This is a genomic window from Bacillus sp. N447-1 (assembly GCF_022701035.1).
Classification (GTDB): Bacteria; Bacillota; Bacilli; order Bacillales; family Bacillaceae_G; genus Bacillus_A; species Bacillus_A cereus.
The window spans coordinates 1,143,984-1,165,119 of sequence record NZ_CP065509.1 but is presented as its reverse complement, the minus strand read 5'-3'; the positions used below and the strand labels follow the sequence as shown (position 1 = coordinate 1,165,119).

The following is a 21,136-nucleotide window of genomic DNA, read 5'->3' as shown; positions in this document are numbered from 1 at the left end:
TAGCGTTAAAATTTCACGTAATACAAATAATGGTATTTTGTCATAAGGTGGAGGGTTTTATGAGAGTGGACATGTATCATACGAAAGTATTGAAGGCGCTCGAATCAGAAGATTACATTTCAGTACGAAGAAGAGTGCTACGTCAATTAGTAGAATCGTTAATTTATGAGGGGATTATTACACCGGTTCGCATAGAAAAAGAAGAACAAATTCTTTTTCTAATACAAGGACTGGATGAAGAAGACAAAAGTGTCACGTACAAATGCTATGGCAGGGAACGGATGACATTTGGACGTATTTCTTTAGACTCATTAATAGTAAGAGTCCAAGATGAACAGCAAGAAATACAGTCTGTCTCGCAATTTCTAGAAGAAGTTTTTCGGGTTACTAGTGTAGAACAAGCTAAATTAGATTCTTTTATGCACGAATTAGAACAAACAATATTTAAAGACACGATTGCACAATATGAAAGAAATAATAAGAGAGAATATACTCAAAAATCTTACGATGAGTTTGAAAGCCAATTAATAGATGGCCATCCATATCATCCTAGTTATAAAGCACGTGTTGGATTTCAATATCGTGACAATTTTCAATATGGTTATGAATTTATGCAGCCAATAAAACTCATATGGATTGCAGCACATAAGAATTATGCGACTGTAGGTTATGAGAATGAAGTGATGTATAACAACATTTTAAAAGAGGAGATTGGCGATCGTAAATTAGAAGAGTTTATGGAACGAATTCGTAATAAGGGATGTAATCCAAAACAGTACGTGTTTATACCTGTTCACCCATGGCAGTGGGAGAATTTCATCATTTCAAATTATGCGGATCATATACAGGGTAAATTTATTATTTATTTAGGAACATCAGAGGACGATTATTGCGCGCAACAGTCAATGAGAACGTTAAGAAATATTACGAGTCCAAAGAAACCGTACGTTAAATTATCGATGAATTTACTCAACACTTCAACACTTCGTACGCTGAAACCATACTCTGTTGTAAGTGCACCAGTAATATCAAATTGGTTAAATGATGTTGTAAGTAATGACGCCTATTTAATGGATGAAGCACGTTTAATCTTGTTAAGTGAGTTTTCAAGTGTAACGTATGACACGAATAAGAAAGCTATATATGGTTCATTAGGATGTATTTGGCGCGAAAGCGTTCACAAGTATTTAGATGCACAAGAGGATGCAATTCCTTTTAATGGTTTATACGCTAAAGAGAAAGATGGTACACCAATTATTGATGCGTGGTTGAATAAATATGGAATGAAGGATTGGCTACAATTACTTATTCAAAAAGCGATAATACCAGTTATACATCTTATTGTAGAGCATGGCATCGCACTGGAATCACATGGACAAAATATGATTCTAGTCCATAAAGAAGGGGTGCCTGTTCGTATTGCGTTAAAGGATTTTCATGAAGGGCTTGAGTTTTATCGTCCATATTTGAAAGAAGTTGACAAATGTCCCGACTTTACTAAAATGCATAAAACATATGCGAATGGAAAAATGAATGATTTCTTTGAAATGGATCGCATTGAATGTTTGCAAGAGATGGTGTTAGATGCACTATTTCTGTTTAATTTAGGAGAATTAGCATTCGTACTTGCGGATGAGTATGGATTGAAAGAAGAACATTTTTGGATGATGGTTGTTGAAGAAATTGAAAATCATTTAAGAATATATCCACATTTGAAAGGTAGATTTGAAAATATTCAATTATATGCACCTACATTCTATGCTGAACAATTAACGAAACGTCGATTATATATGGATGTGGAATCGCTTGTTCATGAAGTTCCAAATCCATTGTATAGAGTAAGACAACTTATGAAACAAAAATCAGCTGTTACAGGGGGAAATTATGCTAATCGTTAATAAACAAGAGTATAGCAAAAGTGATTTTGAATTGAGATTACAAGTTTATGAGGAAATGGAACAATTTCAAAAAGCAGAAGGAAATAGATTTGCACTTTGTCTGAAAGATCCATTCGATATTATTACGCTTGTGTTTTTCTTAAAAGAAAAGAAATCATCAGTATTACTTATACATGAAGATACGCCAAAAGAAACGGCTATTGAAATGGCAAAGCGTGCGAATTGTGTAGGGATTTTATATGGAGAATATGGCGATTTTACAAAATTAGAAGTAGGGAACTTTTTACTAGAAGAGCCTTCTTTATTGCAATATAGTTCGGGAACTACGGGAGAACCGAAACTGATTCGTAGAGCATGGACGGAAGTTGATACAGAAATTACTGCCTATAATGAAGCTTTAAACTGTGAAGTAGATGAAGTGCCAATCGTTATGGCTCCTGTTTCACATTCATACGGACTAATATGTGGTACGTTATCAGCAATTACGAGGGGGAGCAAGCCTGTAATCATTACGAACAAAAATCCTAAATTCGCATTAAATATAGTTCGCAATACAGAAAAACATATTATATATGCAGTACCACTTATGTTACACATTATGGGGAGTTTTCCATTAGGAATGTTCCAGTTTCATAAAATTATGACATCAGGATCGCCTTTGCCAGAAGCACTATTTTATAAACTAAAAAAAATGACAACATATATGATGCAGCAATACGGTTGTTCTGAAGCAGGTTGTATTAGTATATGTCATGATATGAAAAGCCATTTAGATTTAGGAAACCCTCTACCTCATGCAAGTATAAGCATAGGTTCAGATGAAAATGCACCGGAAGAAATCGTCGTGAAAATGAATGATAAGGAAATTTTCACGAAGGATTTAGGGTATAAATCTGAGCGTGGCATTCATTTTATGGGGCGTATGGACGATGTAATTAATGTCTCAGGATTAAAAGTCTTTCCTATAGAGGTAGAAGAAACGATGCTTCGATTGGAAGGTGTGCAAGAGGCAATTGTATATCGGGGGAAACATCCTGTGATGGGCGAAATAGTTAAAGCGAAAGTGATCTCTCATGTTGATCCAGTGAAAATAAGAGAATGGTGTATTCAGCACTTACCTTCTTATAAAGTTCCGCATGAAATTGAAAGTGTAAATGAAATTCCTAAAAATAAAACTGGAAAAGTAAGTAGAAAGTTACTAGAGATGGGAGAGGTTACAACATGAGACGGGAAGCGTTAAAGAATGCCGTGTTAAAAATTATGATAGAAAAAATGGAACTGAAAAATGTAACGCATTTAGAAGAAACGATGCGCTTAAATCAAGATTTATATATAGATTCGGTAATGATGTTACAGCTTATTGTATACATAGAAATGGATGTAAAGCTATGCGTTCCAGAGGATGAGGTAGACCCAAAGGCATTTCTTACTGTAGGATCTTTGCTTGATTTTATGGAAGAGTTAGAGCCGTTACAGGAAGTAAATGTGAATAACTAACCTTTAGGAAAGTGGATGAGAGTATGACTTCAATTAAAGTGCACTGTTTAGTGAGTTGTTTTTGTGAAATTATAAAAAGGCGTAGCGACATTGATTTTCGTCCATTTTATTTTGGACTATGGGATGGAGATTTTGATATAACACAAGGCGGAATTATTTCATATCACTCTGAAAACATTAACCATGATCATTATTTACTTTGGTTTGAAAAATTGTACGGTATTAAAGTAAACGAATGGTATGATCATGCAAAAGATAAAGATAGCAATGTAGAAACGTTTTTAGAATTAGTAGAAAACAAGCCGGAAAATCGTTATGTCATTGTAATGGTTGATATGTCTCTATTACCAGAGAGGGAAAATAAATTTCATCAAAAACCGTTTCCACATTATTTAATGATATCAAAAACAGAGAAAGAAGAAGAGTGGTTCATGCTAGATCCTGATTTTCGTTGGGAAGGAAATATGGAAAGAGAAAAAGTACTTCACTCTATTCAAGATAACCCATTTGGTGGAGGTTATTTCATTGATATAGAAGGAATTGGGGAGCCAACGCAAGAAACAGTAGCTAGTTATTTCACAGAAACATTCAAAAAGAACGACAATGAACTGACTATGGAACTGAAAAATTTAATTGTAAAAATGGCAAATGAGGAAGAAGGATATGCGCTTTCTGGACTTGTAGCAGCAGTAAAACAAATACCAGTACTTGCAATTCGTAAATATAGTTATGAGCATGCCTTTGCATACTTCCGTGAAACGTTGCAATATTCGGAGCAAGAATTTGATTATTGGTGTGATCGGGTAGAGGATATTGTACAAGGATTTACAAATGTACAGTATCGTGCAATTAAAATGGCAATGACGAATAATAAAGGTATGCTAGTATCGATTATTGAAAAACTGGATGAAATGAATGCAATTGAACTGCAAATTAAGAAGGAATTAGAGAGACAGTTTCTATCATGGAAAGGTATGAAAACAAATCAATCTGTCGCAACTCTTTAATAAGCTAACTGAATTTAAGATAGGGGAGTTTAATACTATGAAATATTCGCTATGTACCATTTCATTTCGTCATCAATTAATTTCATTTACTGATATTGTTCAATTTGCATATGAAAACGGTTTTGAAGGAATTGAATTATGGGGGACGCATGCACAAAATTTGTACATGCAAGAACGTGAAACGACAGAACGAGAATTGAATTTTCTAAAGGATAAAAACTTAGAAATTACGATGATAAGTGATTACTTAGATATATCATTATCAGCAGATTTTGAAAAAACGATAGAGAAAAGTGAACAACTTGTAGTACTAGCTAATTGGTTTAATACGAATAAAATTCGCACGTTTGCTGGGCAAAAAGGGAGCAAGGACTTCTCGGAACAAGAGAGAAAAGAGTATGTGAAGCGAATACGTAAGATTTGTGATGTGTTTGCTCAGAACAATATGTATGTGCTGTTAGAAACACATCCCAATACACTAACGGACACATTGCCTTCTACTATAGAGTTATTAGAAGAAGTAAACCATCCGAATTTAAAAATAAATCTTGATTTTCTTCATATATGGGAGTCTGGCGCAGATCCAATAGACAGTTTCCATCGATTAAAGCCGTGGACACTACATTACCATTTTAAGAATATATCTTCAGCGGATTATTTGCATGTGTTTGAACCTAATAATGTATATGCTGCAGCAGGAAGTCGTATAGGTATGGTTCCGTTATTTGAAGGTATTGTAAATTATGATGAGATTATTCAGGAAGTGAGAAATACGGATCTTTTTGCTTCCTTAGAATGGTTTGGACATAATTCAAAAGAGATATTAAAAGAAGAAATGAAAGTATTAATAAATAGAAAATTAGAAGTAGTAACTTCGTAATGTGAAATGATGTGAGAGTCTCGTTTAGAGGCTCTTTTTTTATGGTAAAAAATAACCAAAAATTTCCATGTATTTTAATTTGAATTTAACACAATTTATATATAAATAAGGAGGTGATTGGTAATGGCTAGAAATCGTAATTCTAATCAATTAGCATCACATGGAGCACAAGCAGCTTTAGATCAAATGAAGTATGAAATTGCACAAGAGTTCGGTGTACAACTTGGAGCTGATACTTCTTCACGTGCAAACGGTTCTGTAGGCGGTGAAATCACAAAACGCCTAGTAGCGATGGCAGAACAACAGCTTGGTGGCGGATATACTCGCTAAATGTATAAGGTTATAGGAGAAAGGAAGGATTCTTCCTTTCTTTTTTTTTCAATTAATTGGTATGGATATATAGTGAACAGAATTCAAAGAATAGAAGTAATACTATATTTTACCCAATTTCTTTTGTTGTGAATGGGAAGTATTAAAGATGTAATAGCCCTGGTGGAATGAAAATTATGTTCCAACAGGGCTATTATATGGTAAGAAATATATGATGAAAGGTTCCGAAATCAACATGTTAAAAAAAGAAAACTGTTGTTTAATTGCGCTTGCATCAGTTCCACTTGTCATGACATTAGGGAATTCAATGCTCATTCCAATCTTGCCGACAATTGAAAAGAAATTACATATTTCATCGTTTCAAGTATCCATGATTATTACAATTTACTCTATCGTAGCCATTTTACTTATACCGATTGCTGGTTATTTATCAGATAGATGGGGACGAAAGATGGTAATGGTTCCGAGTTTGCTGATTGCGGCTATAGGAGGAGCGATAACTGGTTGGGTATCATGGAAAATTGATAATCCCTACATTTGGATACTAATCGGTAGAGCGATTCAAGGTATTGGTGCTGCTGGTGCAATGCCGGTTGTTATACCGTGTGTTGGTGATTTATACAAAGATGAAAAACAAGTTAGTACAGGGTTGGGAATCATTGAGACATCCAATACATTTGGAAAAGTGCTGAGCCCTATTTTAGGATCTGCTCTTGCTGCCATTGTATGGTTCTTACCATTTTGGGCGATTCCAGTTTTATGTGTCGTATCAATTGTTTTGTTACTTGTTCTAGTAAAGGCAAAGAAACAAGAAGGAGAAGTACCACCACTTAAAGAGTTTATAAAATCTATTCTGTCTACGTTTCGAGAAAAAGGAAGATGGTTAATTGCCATTTTTGCATTAGGTGCAATTATTATGCTTATTTTATTCGGAATTCTCTTTTATTTGTCGACTATACTGGAATCAAAGTATGACATTCATGGTATATGGAAAGGGTGTGTGCTTGCTATCCCGTTACTTGTACTGTCACTTAGTTCCTATATGGCCGGTAAAAAAATTGGAGATAATCAAAATGTTATGAAGAAGTGTATTTATATTGGTTTTTTAATGGCAGCTGCATCAGTCATCATTCCTTTATTTATAAAAGGGATTTATTTACTACTTCTTTGTCTCGTTATTATGGGGATAGGGATTGGTATGGCACTCCCATGTTTAGATGCCCTCATTACACAAGGAATTGAAAAGGAGCAAAGGGGAACGGTTACGTCATTTTATAGTTCAATGCGATTTATCGGTGTAGCAGCTGGACCACCTTTATATTCTTTTTTCATGAAAGGGGCGGACCATGAAGTGTTTTATTTGACAAGTATTTTCGCTGCCATTGGTGCTGTCATAGCAATCATTTGGATTAAACCAGCAAAGGATGCAAAGACGGTAAAACAGAAACCAGAGCCTACTTCATAATTTGTAAGAGAATTGCATGATGTTTTGAGTAACATGCAATTCTCTTTCGTTCATTAAGAATAAATAACTTGTTTTAACATATAAAGCGCGACACCCCATATGATGAGACCAGAAAATTTATTTAATAATAAAATTGTCTTTCCGGTTGAGTCTAGTCTTTTTAGAAATTTCCCCGCTAACGCTAAGCTTATAAACCAAATCCAAGAAACGATAATAGTTGCAAGTGTGAAAGCCCATTTTTCACTTCCTATGTATTGAATAGAATTTGTTCCAATTACACCGATTGTGTCTAAAATAGCATGTGGATTTAATAACGAAACGGATGCTGCGAAAAGGATTTGCTTTTTTAAGGGCATACTTTTTTCTTGTTTTACATCGTTGGAAGGGTTACTTCTCCAAATAACAAAGCCCATGTATAGGAGAAAGAAAAATCCAACTATATATAACGAGTTAGTTAGCCAAGAAAAAGTAAGGAGTACAAGGGAGACACCTTGCACTGCAATCAATATGAGTAACGTATCACATATAGAGGCAGTTAATATTACGGGGGCTGCCCTCCAAATGTTTGGTTGGCTCGCACCTTGGTTAAAGACAAAAACATTTTGTACACCTAATGGAATGATAAGTCCAAATGCAAGAATGATACCATGAATAATTGCTTCACTCATCATATTACCTCCTATTTTAATTCATTATGATAGTGTATATTGTATAGAAGAAATGAAAATTTGTATCCATCCATATGGTTGGGGAGGTTACCAACCAAAAAGAATATAAGGTGATATAATGGAAAGATTCGTTTGGAAACCGAATATGTCTCTAGCGACTCCTCTGTATAAACAAATAGAAACGTATATAAAAGAAAGGATCGTTAATGGAGAATGGACCGTTGGAACGAAATTACCTTCACAAAGAGATTTGGCCCATACATTTGGTGTGAATCGAAGCACAATTGTAATGGCTTTCGATGAACTAGTTGCAAAGGGATACATTGAAGGGAATGGCAGGAAAGGAACAATTGTTGTAAATAATAATGAGAATGCTTCAACTTACGCACCCCCGCCTAATTGGCAGTCTTATGTAGAAACAGGACTTCATTATCCGAATCTCCCAGCTATTCAGGAGATTAATCAAGCTGAATTTTATCCACATGTAATTCGATTAGGAACAGGTGAGCTCGCGCCGAGTCTCTTACCTGAGAAAAAGATGAAAGAAATTATGAATAAGCTTTTAAAGTCAAATGTGAAGCTTGGGTATGAAGAGCCGAAAGGAAATTTTTATTTAAGGGAAAAGATTTCCGAATACTTAAAGGGGCATGGTATATGTGTATCTCCTGACTCTATATTAATTGTTTCAGGAGCAATTCAAGCGCTGCAACTTATCTCTATGGGGCTTCTTCCAAAAGGGGCATCCATCTTATTAGAGAAACCATCCTATTTATACTCGCTTAATGTTTTTCAATCCGCAGGAATGCGTTTCATTGGAATACCAATGGATGAGAACGGTTTAAATACATCATATATTACAAAATATAAGAAGCAATTTAATGCATCTATTTTATATACAATCCCGTCTTTTCATAATCCAACGAACTTTAGTATGAATGCGAAGAAACGAATAGAAGTGATGGAAATATGTAATGAAATTGGATTACCTATTATAGAGGACGCAGTGTATCAAGACTTATGGTTTGATTCACCTTGTTCGAAACCTTTAAAAGCCTATGATAAAAATGGAATCGTACTACATATTGGAAGCATGTCCAAAGTAATTAGTCCAGGGTTAAGAATTGGATGGATTGTTGGACCTGAGCCAGTAATTCAAAGATTGTCAGACATAAAAATGCAAACAGATTATGGTTCAAGCACTATATCTCAGAAAATTGCAGCAGAGTGGTTTACAAATGGTCTATATGATGAGCATTTGCGCTTTGTAAGAAGTGAATTGAAAAAACGAAGAGATTTTATGTTACTAATGTTAGATAAATATCTTCGTGAAATAGCAACTTGGCATGAACCAACAGGGGGATTTTATATATGGGTACATATAAAAGTACCCATTTCATATCGCAGTTTATTTGATAAAGCTCTGCAAGAAAAGGTTTTATTAAACCCAGGTACTTTATATGATAGAAGTGCAAATCAATTTTTGCGCCTATCGTATTCATACGCAACGTTAGAAGAAATTGAAATAGGTATAAAAAAACTTGCACAACTAATGAAAAAGTAAGAGGAGAAAGTAATGAAACAATATGTAATTTGCCAAATGATCAATGGAGAAAAATATTTAGCTGCTTATGCAGAGACGAAGCAAGAAGCGATTGAAAAAGCAGAACTGTTAGGATTAAGAACGGGAAATCGTTACATAGTTATTACTGCAGAGGAAGCCGAAGGGTTAACGTATCCTTAAACAATGTACGAGATTATATAATAATAAATAAGTCTAGTAATATAAGAAATTACTAGGCTTATTTATTATTAAGTTGTTAAACGTTCTCGTATTTATACGCAAAGTAATAATATTATGAGTCAAGTTGACGAAAAAATCGATTTGTCTTTCGGTCTTGATTTCCTTTTCTATATTCATCGATATATTGCCTAAAGTTCCAAGCTTGTAAAAATTTATTAGCAGAGTTATAACCAGAATTGTAAAGCCATTCTTTTTCTTCCTTTGTCAGTTCAAAATTAGTACTTGTAATCGTTCCTGTTGGAATTGTAATCGTTCTTGCTTTTGATTCCTTATCTAAATGACGTAAATCATGAGCTTGCATCATTGTTTTAAATAGTCCTTTGAACATGGAAATAGGCTCGTTATAGTGAGCAGGATCAGCTTGAATCTCATCTTTTACAAAATGAAATCCGAAAGTCGGCCAGCGAGGAGCGGTAGGTGAATCGAAGATCCAAATTGGATAATTACTTAGAATTCCTCCATCAACCATATAACAAGGCTGCTTCCATTTTGGAGTTCTCCATTTTACCGGTTCAAAGAAGAAGGGGATTGTACTACTCATTCTTACCGCTTTAGCGATAGAGAAGCGATAATTTAAAAATCCGTAGTTTGGTAAGTCGTCAGGAAAGACAACCATTTTACCATTACTAATATCAGAGGCGATGATTTTGAGTTTGTTTAGATCCGGTAAATCAGTAAATAAATGAACACCTTTTTTTCGAAGTAACTCTTCAATCCATTCTTCTATAAATACATTAGAATATATACCTAGAGTAGTCCATGCACTGAGTCCCTTGCCGATAAAAGGAATTCTATCAATAAAAGTTCTTTTCGTAAATTTATTATAATCAATATCAGTTATAATCGTTTTTAACTCTGAACAAGAATATCCTGCCGCTAGGAGCGCTGCAATAATCGAACCAGCCGATGTACCAGCTACACGTTCCCATTCATAACCTTTTTCGGCTAACGCACAAATTGCCCCGACATGCGCAATACCGCGCACACCGCCTCCTTCAAAAACACCATCAATCTTCATTAAACATACTTCCTTTCGAATGAAAGATTTAGAAATGGCAAAAAAGCACGTATTGTACGTGCTTTTTTACAATAGTTTTTTAGTTTACTAGCAGCCTACAAAGCCGCCCCAACAGCTAGCTCCGATGATGATTAGAAGGATAAATAAAACGATTAATAAAGCGAAACCTCCGTAACCACAACCGCCGCCACCGTATCCGTAACCACAGCAACTATATCCGTAACCCATGTGGAATTCCTCCTTATATTTAAAAATGAACGAGGGGAAAATGTACTGGAAGAACTAAAGAATTATCATGTTTGTAGGAACAATGTATAGTATGCTTTTTTAAACTTGTTCGCGTACGAAGGATAAGCCCGTTTTTGGGAGGCTTGTTGATTTTGTAAAGAATGAAGTATAATCTTTGTACTATGATATAAATAAGTATGTAAATGTAAGGAGAATTTATGAATAAAAAAATTGAAGTATTAATTGATAAATATGAACTAACACACTTGAAAGAAGAACTTATTAATACTGTATTTCCTTGTATAAAAGTTGTGCCAAAGCAGCAGGGAACTGTTGCGATAGGTAGTTCGAAAATGGGAGGAGTTCCTGATCTACCAGCTTTATTTGAATATCCAAAGCATAAAGGAAATCCACTACAATTTATCGCGCAATTTAACTTAAGTGATTTACAAAACGTTGGTATGGATCACAATCTTCCTAAGACGGGGATGCTGTATTTCTTTTGCATTGAAAATTATTTTGAAGAAAATGTGAATCTAACAGAAGCTGGGCGTGTACTTTATTATGATGTTCCTGTAGAGCAATTACGAAGAGAAAATGAAATACAAGCGAAATATAACCAGTGTGCAATTACTTTTGAACTGACATACAAATTACCAGAACTTTTCATTGAAGATGAGGCTGATTCAGATCGTTTCTTGCAATTACTTGAAGAGCTAATTCCAGATAACTACGATAACCATCAAATGTTTGGTGAGCCATTCTCTGTACAAGAAGAAGTGTTATATGAGACAGGAGAATATATGGGAGTAGACCCGCAGCAAATGACTCTTTTATTCCAAATTGATTCAGATCATAAAAATTGTAATATGGTTTGGGGAGAACTAGGGATGCTATATTTCTGTATTAATAATGAAGATTTGAAAAATCAACGTTTTGAAAATACATGCTGTGTATTACAAACATGCTAATGAAAAAAGGTTGTTCTTTTAAAAAGAACAACCTTTTTATGTGAATTAGTTAATATGCATAATCTCATATGACCTATACGAAAAAGTATTGTATACTCTGAAACTATACGATACTTTTTCGTATAGTTATAGAATATAAGGAGTGACAAGATGGGAAAGACAAGTAAGTATGTGACAGCTGCCGCACTTTGTTCAACTATAGTAATGGGAGGCTTACAAGCATCATCTGTATCTTATGCAGCTACAAATCCGACTACAGTGACAGCACAATCAGATGTAAAGTTATTAGATGATTTCAGAAAAGAATTAAAAAAACAGATTGATAATCGAGAAGAAAATATTACAATCACATATAAAACAAAAGATAGAAATGCTAGAAATATTATGGATCAATTGTATGGTGAGTTTAATAAAATTGTAGATGCTGATGAGTATGTAAAATATAATGTAGCGTCTACTAGATATTCTATTAAAGGAATGCCAGGGGACTATACGTTTACACTGCAAGTAAAATACCGTGAATCAAAAGAACAAACTCAATATGTAAAAGCTCAGGTGAAATCAATTGTTGGATCAATTGTAAAACCAGGGATGGATGAGCATGAGAAAGTAAAAGCTATTCACGATTACGTTGTTAAGCATGTGTCTTATGATACGTCTTATCAAGCGTATACAGCATATGAAGCATTAGCGAATCGTTCTGCCGTTTGCCAAGGATATACATTATTAACGTATGAGTTGTTAAAAGAGGCAGGTATTCAAAACCATATTGTAACAGGCACAGGAAACGGACAAGCTCACGCGTGGAATTTAGTGAACATTGAAAACAAATGGTATCACCTAGATACTACATTTGATGATCCAGTACCAGATAAAGCAGGGCGTGTAACTTACTCATATTTTAATATGTCTGACGAACAGTTAAGTAAAGATCACGACTGGGATCGTAGTAAATATCCAGCAGCAACTACAAGTTATTTTGGTGAATTAACAAACAAAATAAAAGCTGGTAGCTCAAAAACTGTCGTATATGAGCAGATGTTAAAAGAAACAAATTTACAATACTTATCTGCAGAATACGGAGCAGAAAATTATAATGAATTTAAACAAAAGTTGCAGCAACAGTTTGCAGCCAAACCAGAAAAAGTAGAAGTGCGATATAAGCAGTCCATGGATGGGACGATGCAAGATATAAAGAAAGTATTAAATGAAATAAATTGGCCAAAAGGTGCAAAGCGTGTGTCTTATCAAGTAGCGCCTTATAGTGCATTGGCTGGTTATTCATTGGCGACAATTACATTTACGTATTAAGCAATGAGAAAGAGCATCTGTAAAAGATGCTCTTTTTATATTTGTTAATCACTTTAAAATATTGGGAATTATGTGATAAAATAAAAAGGAGAGGATGTGAATGCTGAATGAACTTGTTCGAAAGTAATATTTTCACATTGATATATACTTGTTTAGTAATCGGACTTATCGTTTTGTTTTTCATATCATTTACTTTGTTTATTAGAAGAGTATTACAAAGCAGCGTTGCAAAGAAACACCACGTGATTAATATGAACCAGAAGCTAGATCGAATCATTGAATTGCTTGAAAAAGATAAAAAATAGCGATAGAAGAAGTATGAAAAGGGGAAAGAGAATGGCGAATTATATAAAAGAATTACGTGAAAAAGTAGGACATGATTATGTTTTCTTAAACTTTGCCGGTGGTTGTGTATTTAATAAAGATGGAGAAGTATTACTGCAAAAAAGAGGAGACTTTAACGCTTGGGGATTTCCAGGTGGTGCAATGGAGATAGGAGAATCAGCTGCGGAAACTGCAATCCGGGAAATAAAAGAAGAAACCGGGTATGATGTAGAAATAAATGAGCTTATTGGAGTGTATACAAAATATTTTCAATCATATCCAAATGGAGACAAGGCCCAGTCAATTGTGATGTTCTTTTCATTCTCAATAGTTGGAGGTGACAAAAAAGTAGATGGTGATGAAACGTTGGATTTGAAGTTTTTCCCGTTAGACGACATGCCACCGTTATTTTGTAAACAACATGAAGATTGCTTGCAAGATTTATTGGAGAAAAGAGTAGGGGTATATCGTTAACATATAAAAAAGAAGCTAAATGAAGATTAGCTTCTTTTTTATGTGTTATTTATTTCCACCAATCATCAAACATTGACGCTGGTACTTGTCTTTTATGCTCACTCACTGTGTAACGTTTTTCAATTTTCTCTGCAACGTCAGCTGGAACTGCTTTACCTTCTAAATAATCATCTAATTGATCATAAGTAATACCTAACTCTGTTTCGTCAGCTTGACCTGGTTTTTCATCTAATAAATCAGCTGTTGGCATTTTTAAGTAAAGTCGCTCGTCTGCACCTAACTCTTGTAATAATGCACGTCCTTGGCGCTTCGTTAATCCCGTTAATGGTAATAAATCTGCACCACCATCTCCGAATTTTGTAAAGAACCCTGTTACAGCTTCTGCAGCGTGATCTGTTCCGATAACAAGTAACCCTTTTTGTCCACCAATTGCATATTGAGTAACCATACGGATACGTGCTTTCACGTTACCTTTATTGAAATCTGTTAATGATTCACCCAATAAGTTTTCATATTGATTTGAAAAAGCATCAACAGTTGAAGCAATATCAAATGCAACAGATTGATCTGCTTGAATGAATTGTAATGCTAATTGTGCATCATCTTCATCTTTTTGTACTTTATAAGGAAGACGCACGGCGATAAACGTTACATTACCACCTTCGTTACGAATTTCTTCAACTGCAAGTTGTGCTAAGCGTCCTGCTAATGTAGAGTCTTGGCCGCCGCTAATACCAAGTACAAATCCTTTTGCGCCTGTTTTTTTTACATAATCCTTTAAGAAATCAACTCGTTTACGAATTTCAACTTTTGGATCAATTACAGGCTGAACATGTAATGCTTTCATAATTTGTTCTTGTAATGTCATTATGTTTTCCTCCTATTCATATTAAAGCGGTAAATAAGTTTATATGTATAATGGTACATACTTCTATCCTTTATTATTTCGCAAAACTAACGAATATACAATAGGATGTGTGTATGAATATGAATGTAGTCATTATAAATAAAGTACTACGTATAAGCAATTTTTTAAACCTTTCAAAAATGTAAGGTTTTTGTCATTTGAATCGATGGAAGGTATTTCCGCACTTTACTAATATAAAAACATAGATAGTAGAAGGGCGGAGAAGTAATATGAACATTAGAGAACTAGCATATCGGAATGTAACCCGAAATAGACGGACATACTCAGCCTATTTTTTGAGTAGTGCATTTGCAATTATGGCCTTTTTTGTGTATTCATTTTTTGCGTTTCATCCGGCATTAAGTGCAGGAGAATTAGGTCAGTACGTATTCGTAAGTATGTCTTTTGCACAGTCTATTATTTACTTATTTACATTCTTCTTTATTTTATATTCTATGGGAATGTTTTTAAAAACGAGAAAGCGTGAACTAGGAATTTTAATGATGCTAGGTATGACGAAATATCAATTAAAGCGTCTGATCTTTTTTGAAAATATTATGATTGGAATAGGGGCAATTATTTTTGGTATTCTTTCAGGTATGTTATTTTCAGGGGTATTACTATTTGTCGCTCCGATGATATTGAAACTAGATATCTCCTTATCCTATTACATACCGATGAAAGCAATTGTTGTAACGGGTATTATGTTTTTTATTTTATTTATGATCATATCATTGTTTAGTGCAGGAATGATTCGTAAAAATAAGATTATGAAGTTGTTTAGAGGATCAGCAGAGGCGAAACCGGAACCGAAAGCATCAATCATTTCTTCAATATTAGCAGTAGTATTGCTTAGTGCTGGCTATGTAGGAGCTCTTCTATCACATGGAGCAATGGTATTTATTATGATGATTCCTGTTACAACGGTAGTTATTATTGGGACGTATTTGTTGTACAAGCAGCTGAGTGTCTTTATTATTCGATTATGTAAAAAAAGTAAACGTTTCTATTGGACACAGACTAATATTATTACGTTATCAGATTTAGCGTATCGCATGAGAGATAACGCAAGAATGTTCTTTATTGTAACCATTATTTCTACTGTAGCATTTTCCGCAATAGGGACATTAGTCGGCTTCGCATCCATGACGAAAGGGATAATGGAGAGACCAATTGCGTTTCATTACCATTCTAAGCAAGGGAATAGTAACGAATCACAACATATACAAATGATTGACAAAGGATTAAAGAAACATAATATAGCAGCTTCAAAAACTAATATTTCGACAAAGAAAACGGAGGAACAGTCGTTAAGAAGCGCCACTTTTATAAAAGAATCAGACTATAAGGAATATGCAAAGTTAACGGGAGAACCATTTAATACTGTAGCAAATAAAGAGGTTGTATTTTTGTCAGCTGATATACCAGGGCCAGCGATGAAAGAAAGAAAAGAAATTACTTTACCCAATATGAATGAAAGTTTAAAGGTGAAAAAAGTTACTTCATCTTCATTGGGGAAAATATTAAGAGGAAATGTTTATGTAATCTCTAATAATCAATATGATTCATTACAAGATGGATTTATAGAGACAAAAGATTATATGTATAAAACTGAAAGAACGAAAGATGAGATTGAAATTGGTAAAGAGCTTACTCATCAAATTAAACCGTATCAAGAACAGTTAACGTTTAGTGCGGAAGAGTACGAACAAAACCAAAGTTTACAAATTGCAGGACCGATTTTATTTGTAGGTTTCTTTATTGGTATAGTATTTTTCGTTTGCGCAGGAAGTTTCCTTTACTTCCGTTTATTCTCCGATTTGGAGGATGATGTTCGCTTGTTCGAAATGATTCGAAAAGTTGGATTGACGAGTAGGGAATTATCGAAGGTAGTTACAATTCGATTGGCGCTTTTATTCTTCGTTCCAATTGGTGTTGCAACATTACATGGGGCAGTAGCCTTAACGGCGTTAGGGCAAATGTTTGAGTACTCATTGTTTAAAGAAAATACAGCTGTATTAAGTATTTTCATAGGTATTCAAGTTGTATACTTCTTACTTATAAGATCCCGTTATGTAAAACAATTGAAAGAGAGATTACGTATGCATTAAATGTGTTTTTTTAACTCGAGTACAAAATTTTCTAAAAAGAGGCAAGTATTGCCAAAAAGTGATAAAATGGAAAAAGCGAGGTGAAAAAAATTAATAGAGAGAAAGGGGGGAGAAATATGAAAGCAACAGGAGTTATTCGAAAAGTAGACGAATTAGGACGAATTGTTATCCCTAAAGAATTACGCGATGTATTGGGAATACAAATCAAATCACCGCTTGAAATTTTTGTAGAAGCAGATAAAATCATTTTACAAAAATATCAACCTTACAATGCTTGCCAAATCACAGGTGATGTTTCAGAGCAGAACATATCATTAGCAAATGGAAATATTACTGTTGGGATAGAGGGAGCGGAATATTTAGTAAAAGAAATAGAAAAGTTTTTAAACAAGAGTGAGGTTTAGTCTTAATTTATATTATTTTTCAAATTACATATCATTCTTTTAAAAGACTGTAAGAGGACCATTAATTGGTCCTTTTATTTTGGTTATTAGTTGAATGACCCAGGCTGTTATTTCCTATAAATCATAGGGGAAATACAAAAGTAGTATAGAGTTAGTAAATGATGTTGAGAAATATTTGAAAAGAAGGAAAACAAAAAGAATAAAACGAATGTTACATTTACACGTATTCAAAAGTGGTCTGAAATGAAAATAATACATTTTCAGGAGGGATTACGATGAGTAGTACAGTGAATAAACAAAAAGGTATACAATTGATTCCATTTATCGTAAATAAAGTTGTAGAACAAGTAAATGAAATTCCACCAGGTGTACAACTGATTCACGCTCCGCAAGTATGGGAAAAGAGTGTGAAGGGGCAAGATGTAGTCGTTGCCGTATTAGATACAGGGTGTGATACTAATCATATAGATTTAAAAGATCGTATTATCGGCGGAAGAAATTTCACAAAAGATTATGAAGCTGATCCAAATGTGTATCTTGATAATAACGGACATGGTACTCATGTCGCGGGGACGATTGCAGCAACTGAAAATGGTGTCGGTGTATTAGGAGTTGCACCACTTGCTAAAATGTTAGTATTAAAAGTTTTAGCGGGAGATGGTTCTGGAAGTTACGAGCAAATTATTGAGGCAATTCATTATGCTGTAAATTGGAGAGGGCCGAATCAAGAGAAAGTGAGAATTATTTCAATGTCACTTGGTGGTCCGCAAGATGTTCCAGAATTACATGAAGCAATTCAAAATGCGGTAAAGCAGGATGTTCTCGTCGTATGTGCTGCTGGGAATAATGGAGATTGTAATGATAATACAGAGGAACTAGATTACCCAGGTGCTTACTCGGAAGTAATTGAAGTTGGCGCTGTCAATTTAGAACGGAAAATCACATGTTTTAGTAATTCAAATCAAGAAATTGATCTAGTAGCGCCAGGTGATGAAATATTATCTACGTATCCAGATGGGAAATATGCAGTGTTAAGTGGAACTTCCATGGCGACGCCGCATGTTGCTGGAGCGCTTGCCTTGCTCATTAAACAGTGTGAGAAAGAATACGGTCGAAAGTTATCAGAGCCGGAAATATATGCACAACTTATTAAAAGAACTGTACCTTTAGGGTATGAACGTACATCCGAAGGTAATGGATTATTAGATTTATTAAAAGAATAGCCATATTAAAAAAACATCTCATATGAATATGAGATGTTTTTTTAATATGGCTCTGTCGCATGTAATACAACTTGTAATAAACCTGGGAATCTAGCATTTAAATCTTCTTCACGAATTGAAATGAAACGTTGTGTTCCTTCAAGGCGCGTGTACATAACACCTGACTCACGTAAAACTTTGAAATGGTGAGATAAAGTTGATTTTGCAACAGGGATGTTTAAAGCACCACAAGATTGTTCATTTTTCTCTAGTAACATATTTACAATTTGTAAACGAATTTGATCGCTAAGTGCATATAAGACAGAAGAAAATTGAATTTCTTCTCGATTTGGATGATAGAGTGTACGCATATTTCACCTACTTGTATAAGTTAAGATATTTGCACTATAACATATAAAGTGGTATATTTCTATTGTTCGAATATATTCGAACAATAGAAATATAGGGGGAGAAAAAATGAAGTATACAAAATTGCAAAAGGCAGGATTAAATATTTCAAAGTTGGGTTTAGGTACAAATGCAGTAGGGGGACATAATTTATATGCTGATGTGAATGAAGAAGAAGGAAAGCGATTAGTAGAAGAAGCTATTCAGCAAGGGATTACATTTTTTGATACAGCAGATTCATATGGTTTCGGTAGATCAGAGGAATTAGTAGGAGAAGTATTAAAGGGAAAGCGTCATGAGTTTATACTTGCTACAAAAGGTGGAATTCAACCGTTGTTAAATGGAGAAACTTATATTAACAATGAACCAAGTTACTTAAGGAATGCTGTAGAAAATAGCTTAAGAAGATTACAGACTGAATATATTGATTTATATTATTTACACTTTACAAATCCTGAAACAAGTTACATAGATTCAATCGGAGAGCTTACTCATTTAAAAGAAGAAGGGAAAATTCGTTCAATTGGAATATCGAATGTAAACATAGAACAATTAAAAGAGGCGAATCAACATGGTCATATAGATGTTGTACAATCTCCATACAATATGTTAGAACGTACAGCTGAGGAAGAACTGTTGCCGTATTGTATAGAAGCGGGTATTTCATTTATTCCATATGGGCCTCTTGCTTTTGGAATATTAGGTGGAAAATATACAGAAGATTTTAAATTAAATGAAGTCGATTGGCGTCAAAATGTAAATCTATTTGAAGAAAATACATATAAGAGTAATTTTAAGAAAGTGAATAAGTTAAAAGGGCTAGCTAAAGAAAATGATATTGAAGTGTCTCATTTAGCGTTAGCATGGTTATTAAATAAAGAAGGAATTGATACTGTTATACCTGGTGGAAAGCGGGCAGAGCAGGTAAGAGAAAGTGTGAAAGCGGTAGACGTTGCATTGAATGAAAGAGTCATGAAAGAAATCCAATCTATTTTAGAAGATTAGTTAAACAGAGGGAGAGTACCCTCTGTTTATATAAGGAGAAGGTCTAAATGAACAGAGTACTAGCTGTATTTTTTATGATAATGTTTATGATCGGTACAGATACTTTCTTAATTTCACCACTGTTGCCGACATTGCAACAGGTGTATCATGTTTCAACTGAGTTGTCAGGATGGATGGTGAGTTCGTATGCTTTAGGGTATGCTGGATTTGCGCTTATTGCTGGTCCTATATCAGATGGATTAAACAGAAAAAAAGTGATGGTACTAGGTATGAGTTTTTTTGCAATAAGTACGTTTTTGTGTGGAATTGCACCGAGTTTTTTATGGATGCTAACATTTAGATTTTTAGCAGGTGTAAGTGCAGCTTTTGTATCTCCACAAGTGTGGGCATCTATTCCGCTCCTTATAGAGAAGAAGCAAATTGTGAAAGCAATTGGGGTTGCAACAGCAGGGTTATCAATCTCTCAAATTTTAGGGCTGCCACTGGGAGCTTATTTAGCAACGATACATTATACAATCCCATTCTATTTCATTGGTATATTATCAGCACTACTTGTCATTCTTATTTATGTTGTATTACCAGAAATCCAGTCGGTTCATATAGGTGGAAATAAAAAAGCGATTTTACAGCGTTATAAACAATTACTTACAGATTCAAAGGTTTCACTTTCTTATTTTGCATACTTTGTTTTTCAAACCGGAAATTTTGCTGCATTTTCATTTTTTGGTGTATGGCTTTCCATTCAATTTGGCTTACAAGTTCATGAAGTAGGTACAGCTATGCTCGTATTAGGGTTAGGAAATTTAACTGGTAATATTTTTGGTCCTAGAATCGTAAATAAAATTGGTTATAACCTTTCTTTCTATGGTGGAATTATATTTACAGCAGTGCTATATGTATTACTTCCACATGTAAAGAACATTGTATTGGTGGAGTTATCGTTCTTTGCTTTGTTTTTTTGGACAGGAATTTTGTTTGTATTAATGATGAGGCACTTACAAAACATATCTAGTGCAGCAAGAGGAACAGGAGCCGCACTTGCAAATGCTTCTATGTATATTGGTCAAATGATTGGTGCGGCAATAGCAGGAATGTTATTTGCAGTATCTCACAATTTTATACTTATAGGTAGTTTTACTGCTTTACTATATATAGGAGCTTTATTTTTGTTTAGAAAAAGTGAAAAACTTACTGAAAGTAGTGAAACAGGAATTGCATCATAAAGCT

The 21,136-nt window shown here is 34.3% G+C and carries 23 protein-coding genes; 18 read left to right on the top strand and 5 right to left on the bottom strand.

Annotation, left to right across the window (positions count from 1 at the left end):
* The first annotated feature begins 59 nt into the window (after positions 1–59).
* The 7 genes from IQ781_RS05820 to bcbE all read left to right on the top strand — a co-directional run bounded on the left by IQ781_RS05820 (position 60) and on the right by bcbE (position 7,077).
* Positions 60–1,898, top strand: coding sequence for an IucA/IucC family protein (locus IQ781_RS05820; RefSeq protein WP_139847199.1), 1,839 nt, complete (start codon positions 60–62; stop codon positions 1,896–1,898).
* Positions 1,885–3,123, top strand: coding sequence for an AMP-binding protein (locus IQ781_RS05815; RefSeq protein ID WP_139847198.1), 1,239 nt, complete (start codon positions 1,885–1,887; stop codon positions 3,121–3,123). Before IQ781_RS05820 ends, IQ781_RS05815 begins: the two co-directional genes overlap by 14 nt.
* Positions 3,120–3,395 (top strand): petrobactin biosynthesis protein AsbD, encoded by a 276-nt coding sequence (gene asbD / locus IQ781_RS05810; protein WP_001250560.1) that lies wholly within the window; start codon positions 3,120–3,122, stop codon positions 3,393–3,395. Before IQ781_RS05815 ends, asbD begins: the two co-directional genes overlap by 4 nt.
* A 23-nt stretch (positions 3,396–3,418) precedes the next feature.
* Positions 3,419–4,402, top strand: a complete 984-nt coding sequence (locus IQ781_RS05805; RefSeq protein WP_000200729.1) for a DUF6005 family protein — start codon at positions 3,419–3,421, stop codon at positions 4,400–4,402.
* A 37-nt stretch (positions 4,403–4,439) separates the two neighbouring features.
* Positions 4,440–5,282, top strand: a complete 843-nt coding sequence (locus IQ781_RS05800) for a sugar phosphate isomerase/epimerase family protein (protein WP_000877687.1) — start codon at positions 4,440–4,442, stop codon at positions 5,280–5,282.
* A gap of 123 nt (positions 5,283–5,405) precedes the next feature.
* Positions 5,406–5,612 carry an alpha/beta-type small acid-soluble spore protein gene (locus tag IQ781_RS05795; RefSeq protein ID WP_000113545.1) on the top strand — a complete coding sequence of 69 codons (207 nt, stop codon included), beginning with the start codon at positions 5,406–5,408 and terminating at the stop codon, positions 5,610–5,612.
* 235 nt (positions 5,613–5,847) lie between these two features.
* Positions 5,848–7,077 (top strand): bacillibactin exporter BcbE, encoded by a 1,230-nt coding sequence (bcbE, locus tag IQ781_RS05790; RefSeq protein WP_025921900.1) that lies wholly within the window; start codon positions 5,848–5,850, stop codon positions 7,075–7,077.
* Between the two features lie 53 nt (positions 7,078–7,130).
* Here the strand turns inward: bcbE and IQ781_RS05785 are convergent, their stop codons facing one another.
* Positions 7,131–7,745, bottom strand: a complete 615-nt coding sequence (locus tag IQ781_RS05785) for a LysE/ArgO family amino acid transporter (RefSeq protein ID WP_001287291.1) — start codon at positions 7,743–7,745, stop codon at positions 7,131–7,133.
* Between the two features lie 118 nt (positions 7,746–7,863).
* Between IQ781_RS05785 and IQ781_RS05780 the strand changes: the two genes are divergently transcribed.
* Positions 7,864–9,306, top strand: a complete 1,443-nt coding sequence (locus IQ781_RS05780) for an aminotransferase-like domain-containing protein (RefSeq protein WP_000439412.1) — start codon at positions 7,864–7,866, stop codon at positions 9,304–9,306.
* Between the two features lie 12 nt (positions 9,307–9,318).
* Positions 9,319–9,486: a DUF3933 family protein gene (locus IQ781_RS05775; protein WP_000816389.1), complete on the top strand. Its 168-nt coding sequence runs from the start codon at positions 9,319–9,321 to the stop codon at positions 9,484–9,486.
* 112 nt (positions 9,487–9,598) lie between these two features.
* On the opposite strand, the gene IQ781_RS05770 is transcribed toward IQ781_RS05775, so the two are convergent.
* Complete coding sequence (locus tag IQ781_RS05770) at positions 9,599–10,564, bottom strand: patatin-like phospholipase family protein (RefSeq protein ID WP_000686807.1); 966 nt, start codon at positions 10,562–10,564, stop codon at positions 9,599–9,601.
* A gap of 87 nt (positions 10,565–10,651) precedes the next feature.
* A complete protein-coding gene (locus IQ781_RS05765) occupies positions 10,652–10,792 on the bottom strand; it encodes a YjcZ family sporulation protein (RefSeq protein WP_000540419.1) in 141 nt (46 codons plus the stop codon).
* Between the two features lie 218 nt (positions 10,793–11,010).
* On the opposite strand from IQ781_RS05765, the gene IQ781_RS05760 reads away from it, so the two are divergent.
* The 4 genes from IQ781_RS05760 (at position 11,011) to IQ781_RS05745 (ending at position 13,872) form a co-directional block, all read left to right on the top strand.
* Positions 11,011–11,763: a YwqG family protein gene (locus IQ781_RS05760; protein ID WP_001034843.1), complete on the top strand. Its 753-nt coding sequence runs from the start codon at positions 11,011–11,013 to the stop codon at positions 11,761–11,763.
* Between the two features lie 150 nt (positions 11,764–11,913).
* A complete protein-coding gene (locus tag IQ781_RS05755) occupies positions 11,914–13,074 on the top strand; it encodes a transglutaminase domain-containing protein (RefSeq protein WP_000520867.1) in 1,161 nt (386 codons plus the stop codon).
* Between the two features lie 107 nt (positions 13,075–13,181).
* Entirely contained in the window at positions 13,182–13,379 is a 198-nt protein-coding gene (locus IQ781_RS05750; RefSeq protein ID WP_001048104.1) for a DUF4083 domain-containing protein, read from the top strand.
* A gap of 31 nt (positions 13,380–13,410) precedes the next feature.
* The gene (locus tag IQ781_RS05745; protein ID WP_000024992.1) at positions 13,411–13,872 is read left to right on the top strand and encodes an NUDIX hydrolase; all 462 of its coding nucleotides are present in this window, start codon (positions 13,411–13,413) and stop codon (positions 13,870–13,872) included.
* Between the two features lie 49 nt (positions 13,873–13,921).
* Here the strand turns inward: IQ781_RS05745 and nadE are convergent, their stop codons facing one another.
* Positions 13,922–14,740 (bottom strand): ammonia-dependent NAD(+) synthetase, encoded by an 819-nt coding sequence (gene nadE / locus IQ781_RS05740; protein ID WP_000174904.1) that lies wholly within the window; start codon positions 14,738–14,740, stop codon positions 13,922–13,924.
* A gap of 269 nt (positions 14,741–15,009) precedes the next feature.
* On the opposite strand from nadE, the gene IQ781_RS05735 reads away from it, so the two are divergent.
* The 3 genes from IQ781_RS05735 (at position 15,010) to IQ781_RS05725 (ending at position 18,517) form a co-directional block, all read left to right on the top strand.
* On the top strand, positions 15,010–16,890 hold the full coding sequence (locus IQ781_RS05735) for an FtsX-like permease family protein (protein WP_139847197.1): 1,881 nt from the start codon (positions 15,010–15,012) through the stop codon (positions 16,888–16,890).
* Between the two features lie 116 nt (positions 16,891–17,006).
* Positions 17,007–17,294: an AbrB/MazE/SpoVT family DNA-binding domain-containing protein gene (locus IQ781_RS05730; protein WP_000648324.1), complete on the top strand. Its 288-nt coding sequence runs from the start codon at positions 17,007–17,009 to the stop codon at positions 17,292–17,294.
* Positions 17,295–17,569: 275 nt separating this feature from the next.
* Entirely contained in the window at positions 17,570–18,517 is a 948-nt protein-coding gene (locus IQ781_RS05725; RefSeq protein WP_000099748.1) for a serine protease, read from the top strand.
* Between the two features lie 41 nt (positions 18,518–18,558).
* Here the strand turns inward: IQ781_RS05725 and IQ781_RS05720 are convergent, their stop codons facing one another.
* On the bottom strand, positions 18,559–18,867 hold the full coding sequence (locus IQ781_RS05720) for an ArsR/SmtB family transcription factor (RefSeq protein WP_001259906.1): 309 nt from the start codon (positions 18,865–18,867) through the stop codon (positions 18,559–18,561).
* Positions 18,868–18,973: 106 nt separating this feature from the next.
* On the opposite strand from IQ781_RS05720, the gene IQ781_RS05715 reads away from it, so the two are divergent.
* Both IQ781_RS05715 and IQ781_RS05710 read left to right on the top strand, forming a co-directional pair.
* On the top strand, positions 18,974–19,909 hold the full coding sequence (locus IQ781_RS05715) for an aldo/keto reductase (protein ID WP_000877965.1): 936 nt from the start codon (positions 18,974–18,976) through the stop codon (positions 19,907–19,909).
* Positions 19,910–19,956: 47 nt separating this feature from the next.
* Positions 19,957–21,132 (top strand): MFS transporter, encoded by a 1,176-nt coding sequence (locus IQ781_RS05710; RefSeq protein ID WP_048655667.1) that lies wholly within the window; start codon positions 19,957–19,959, stop codon positions 21,130–21,132.
* Positions 21,133–21,136: the final 4 nt, after the last annotated feature.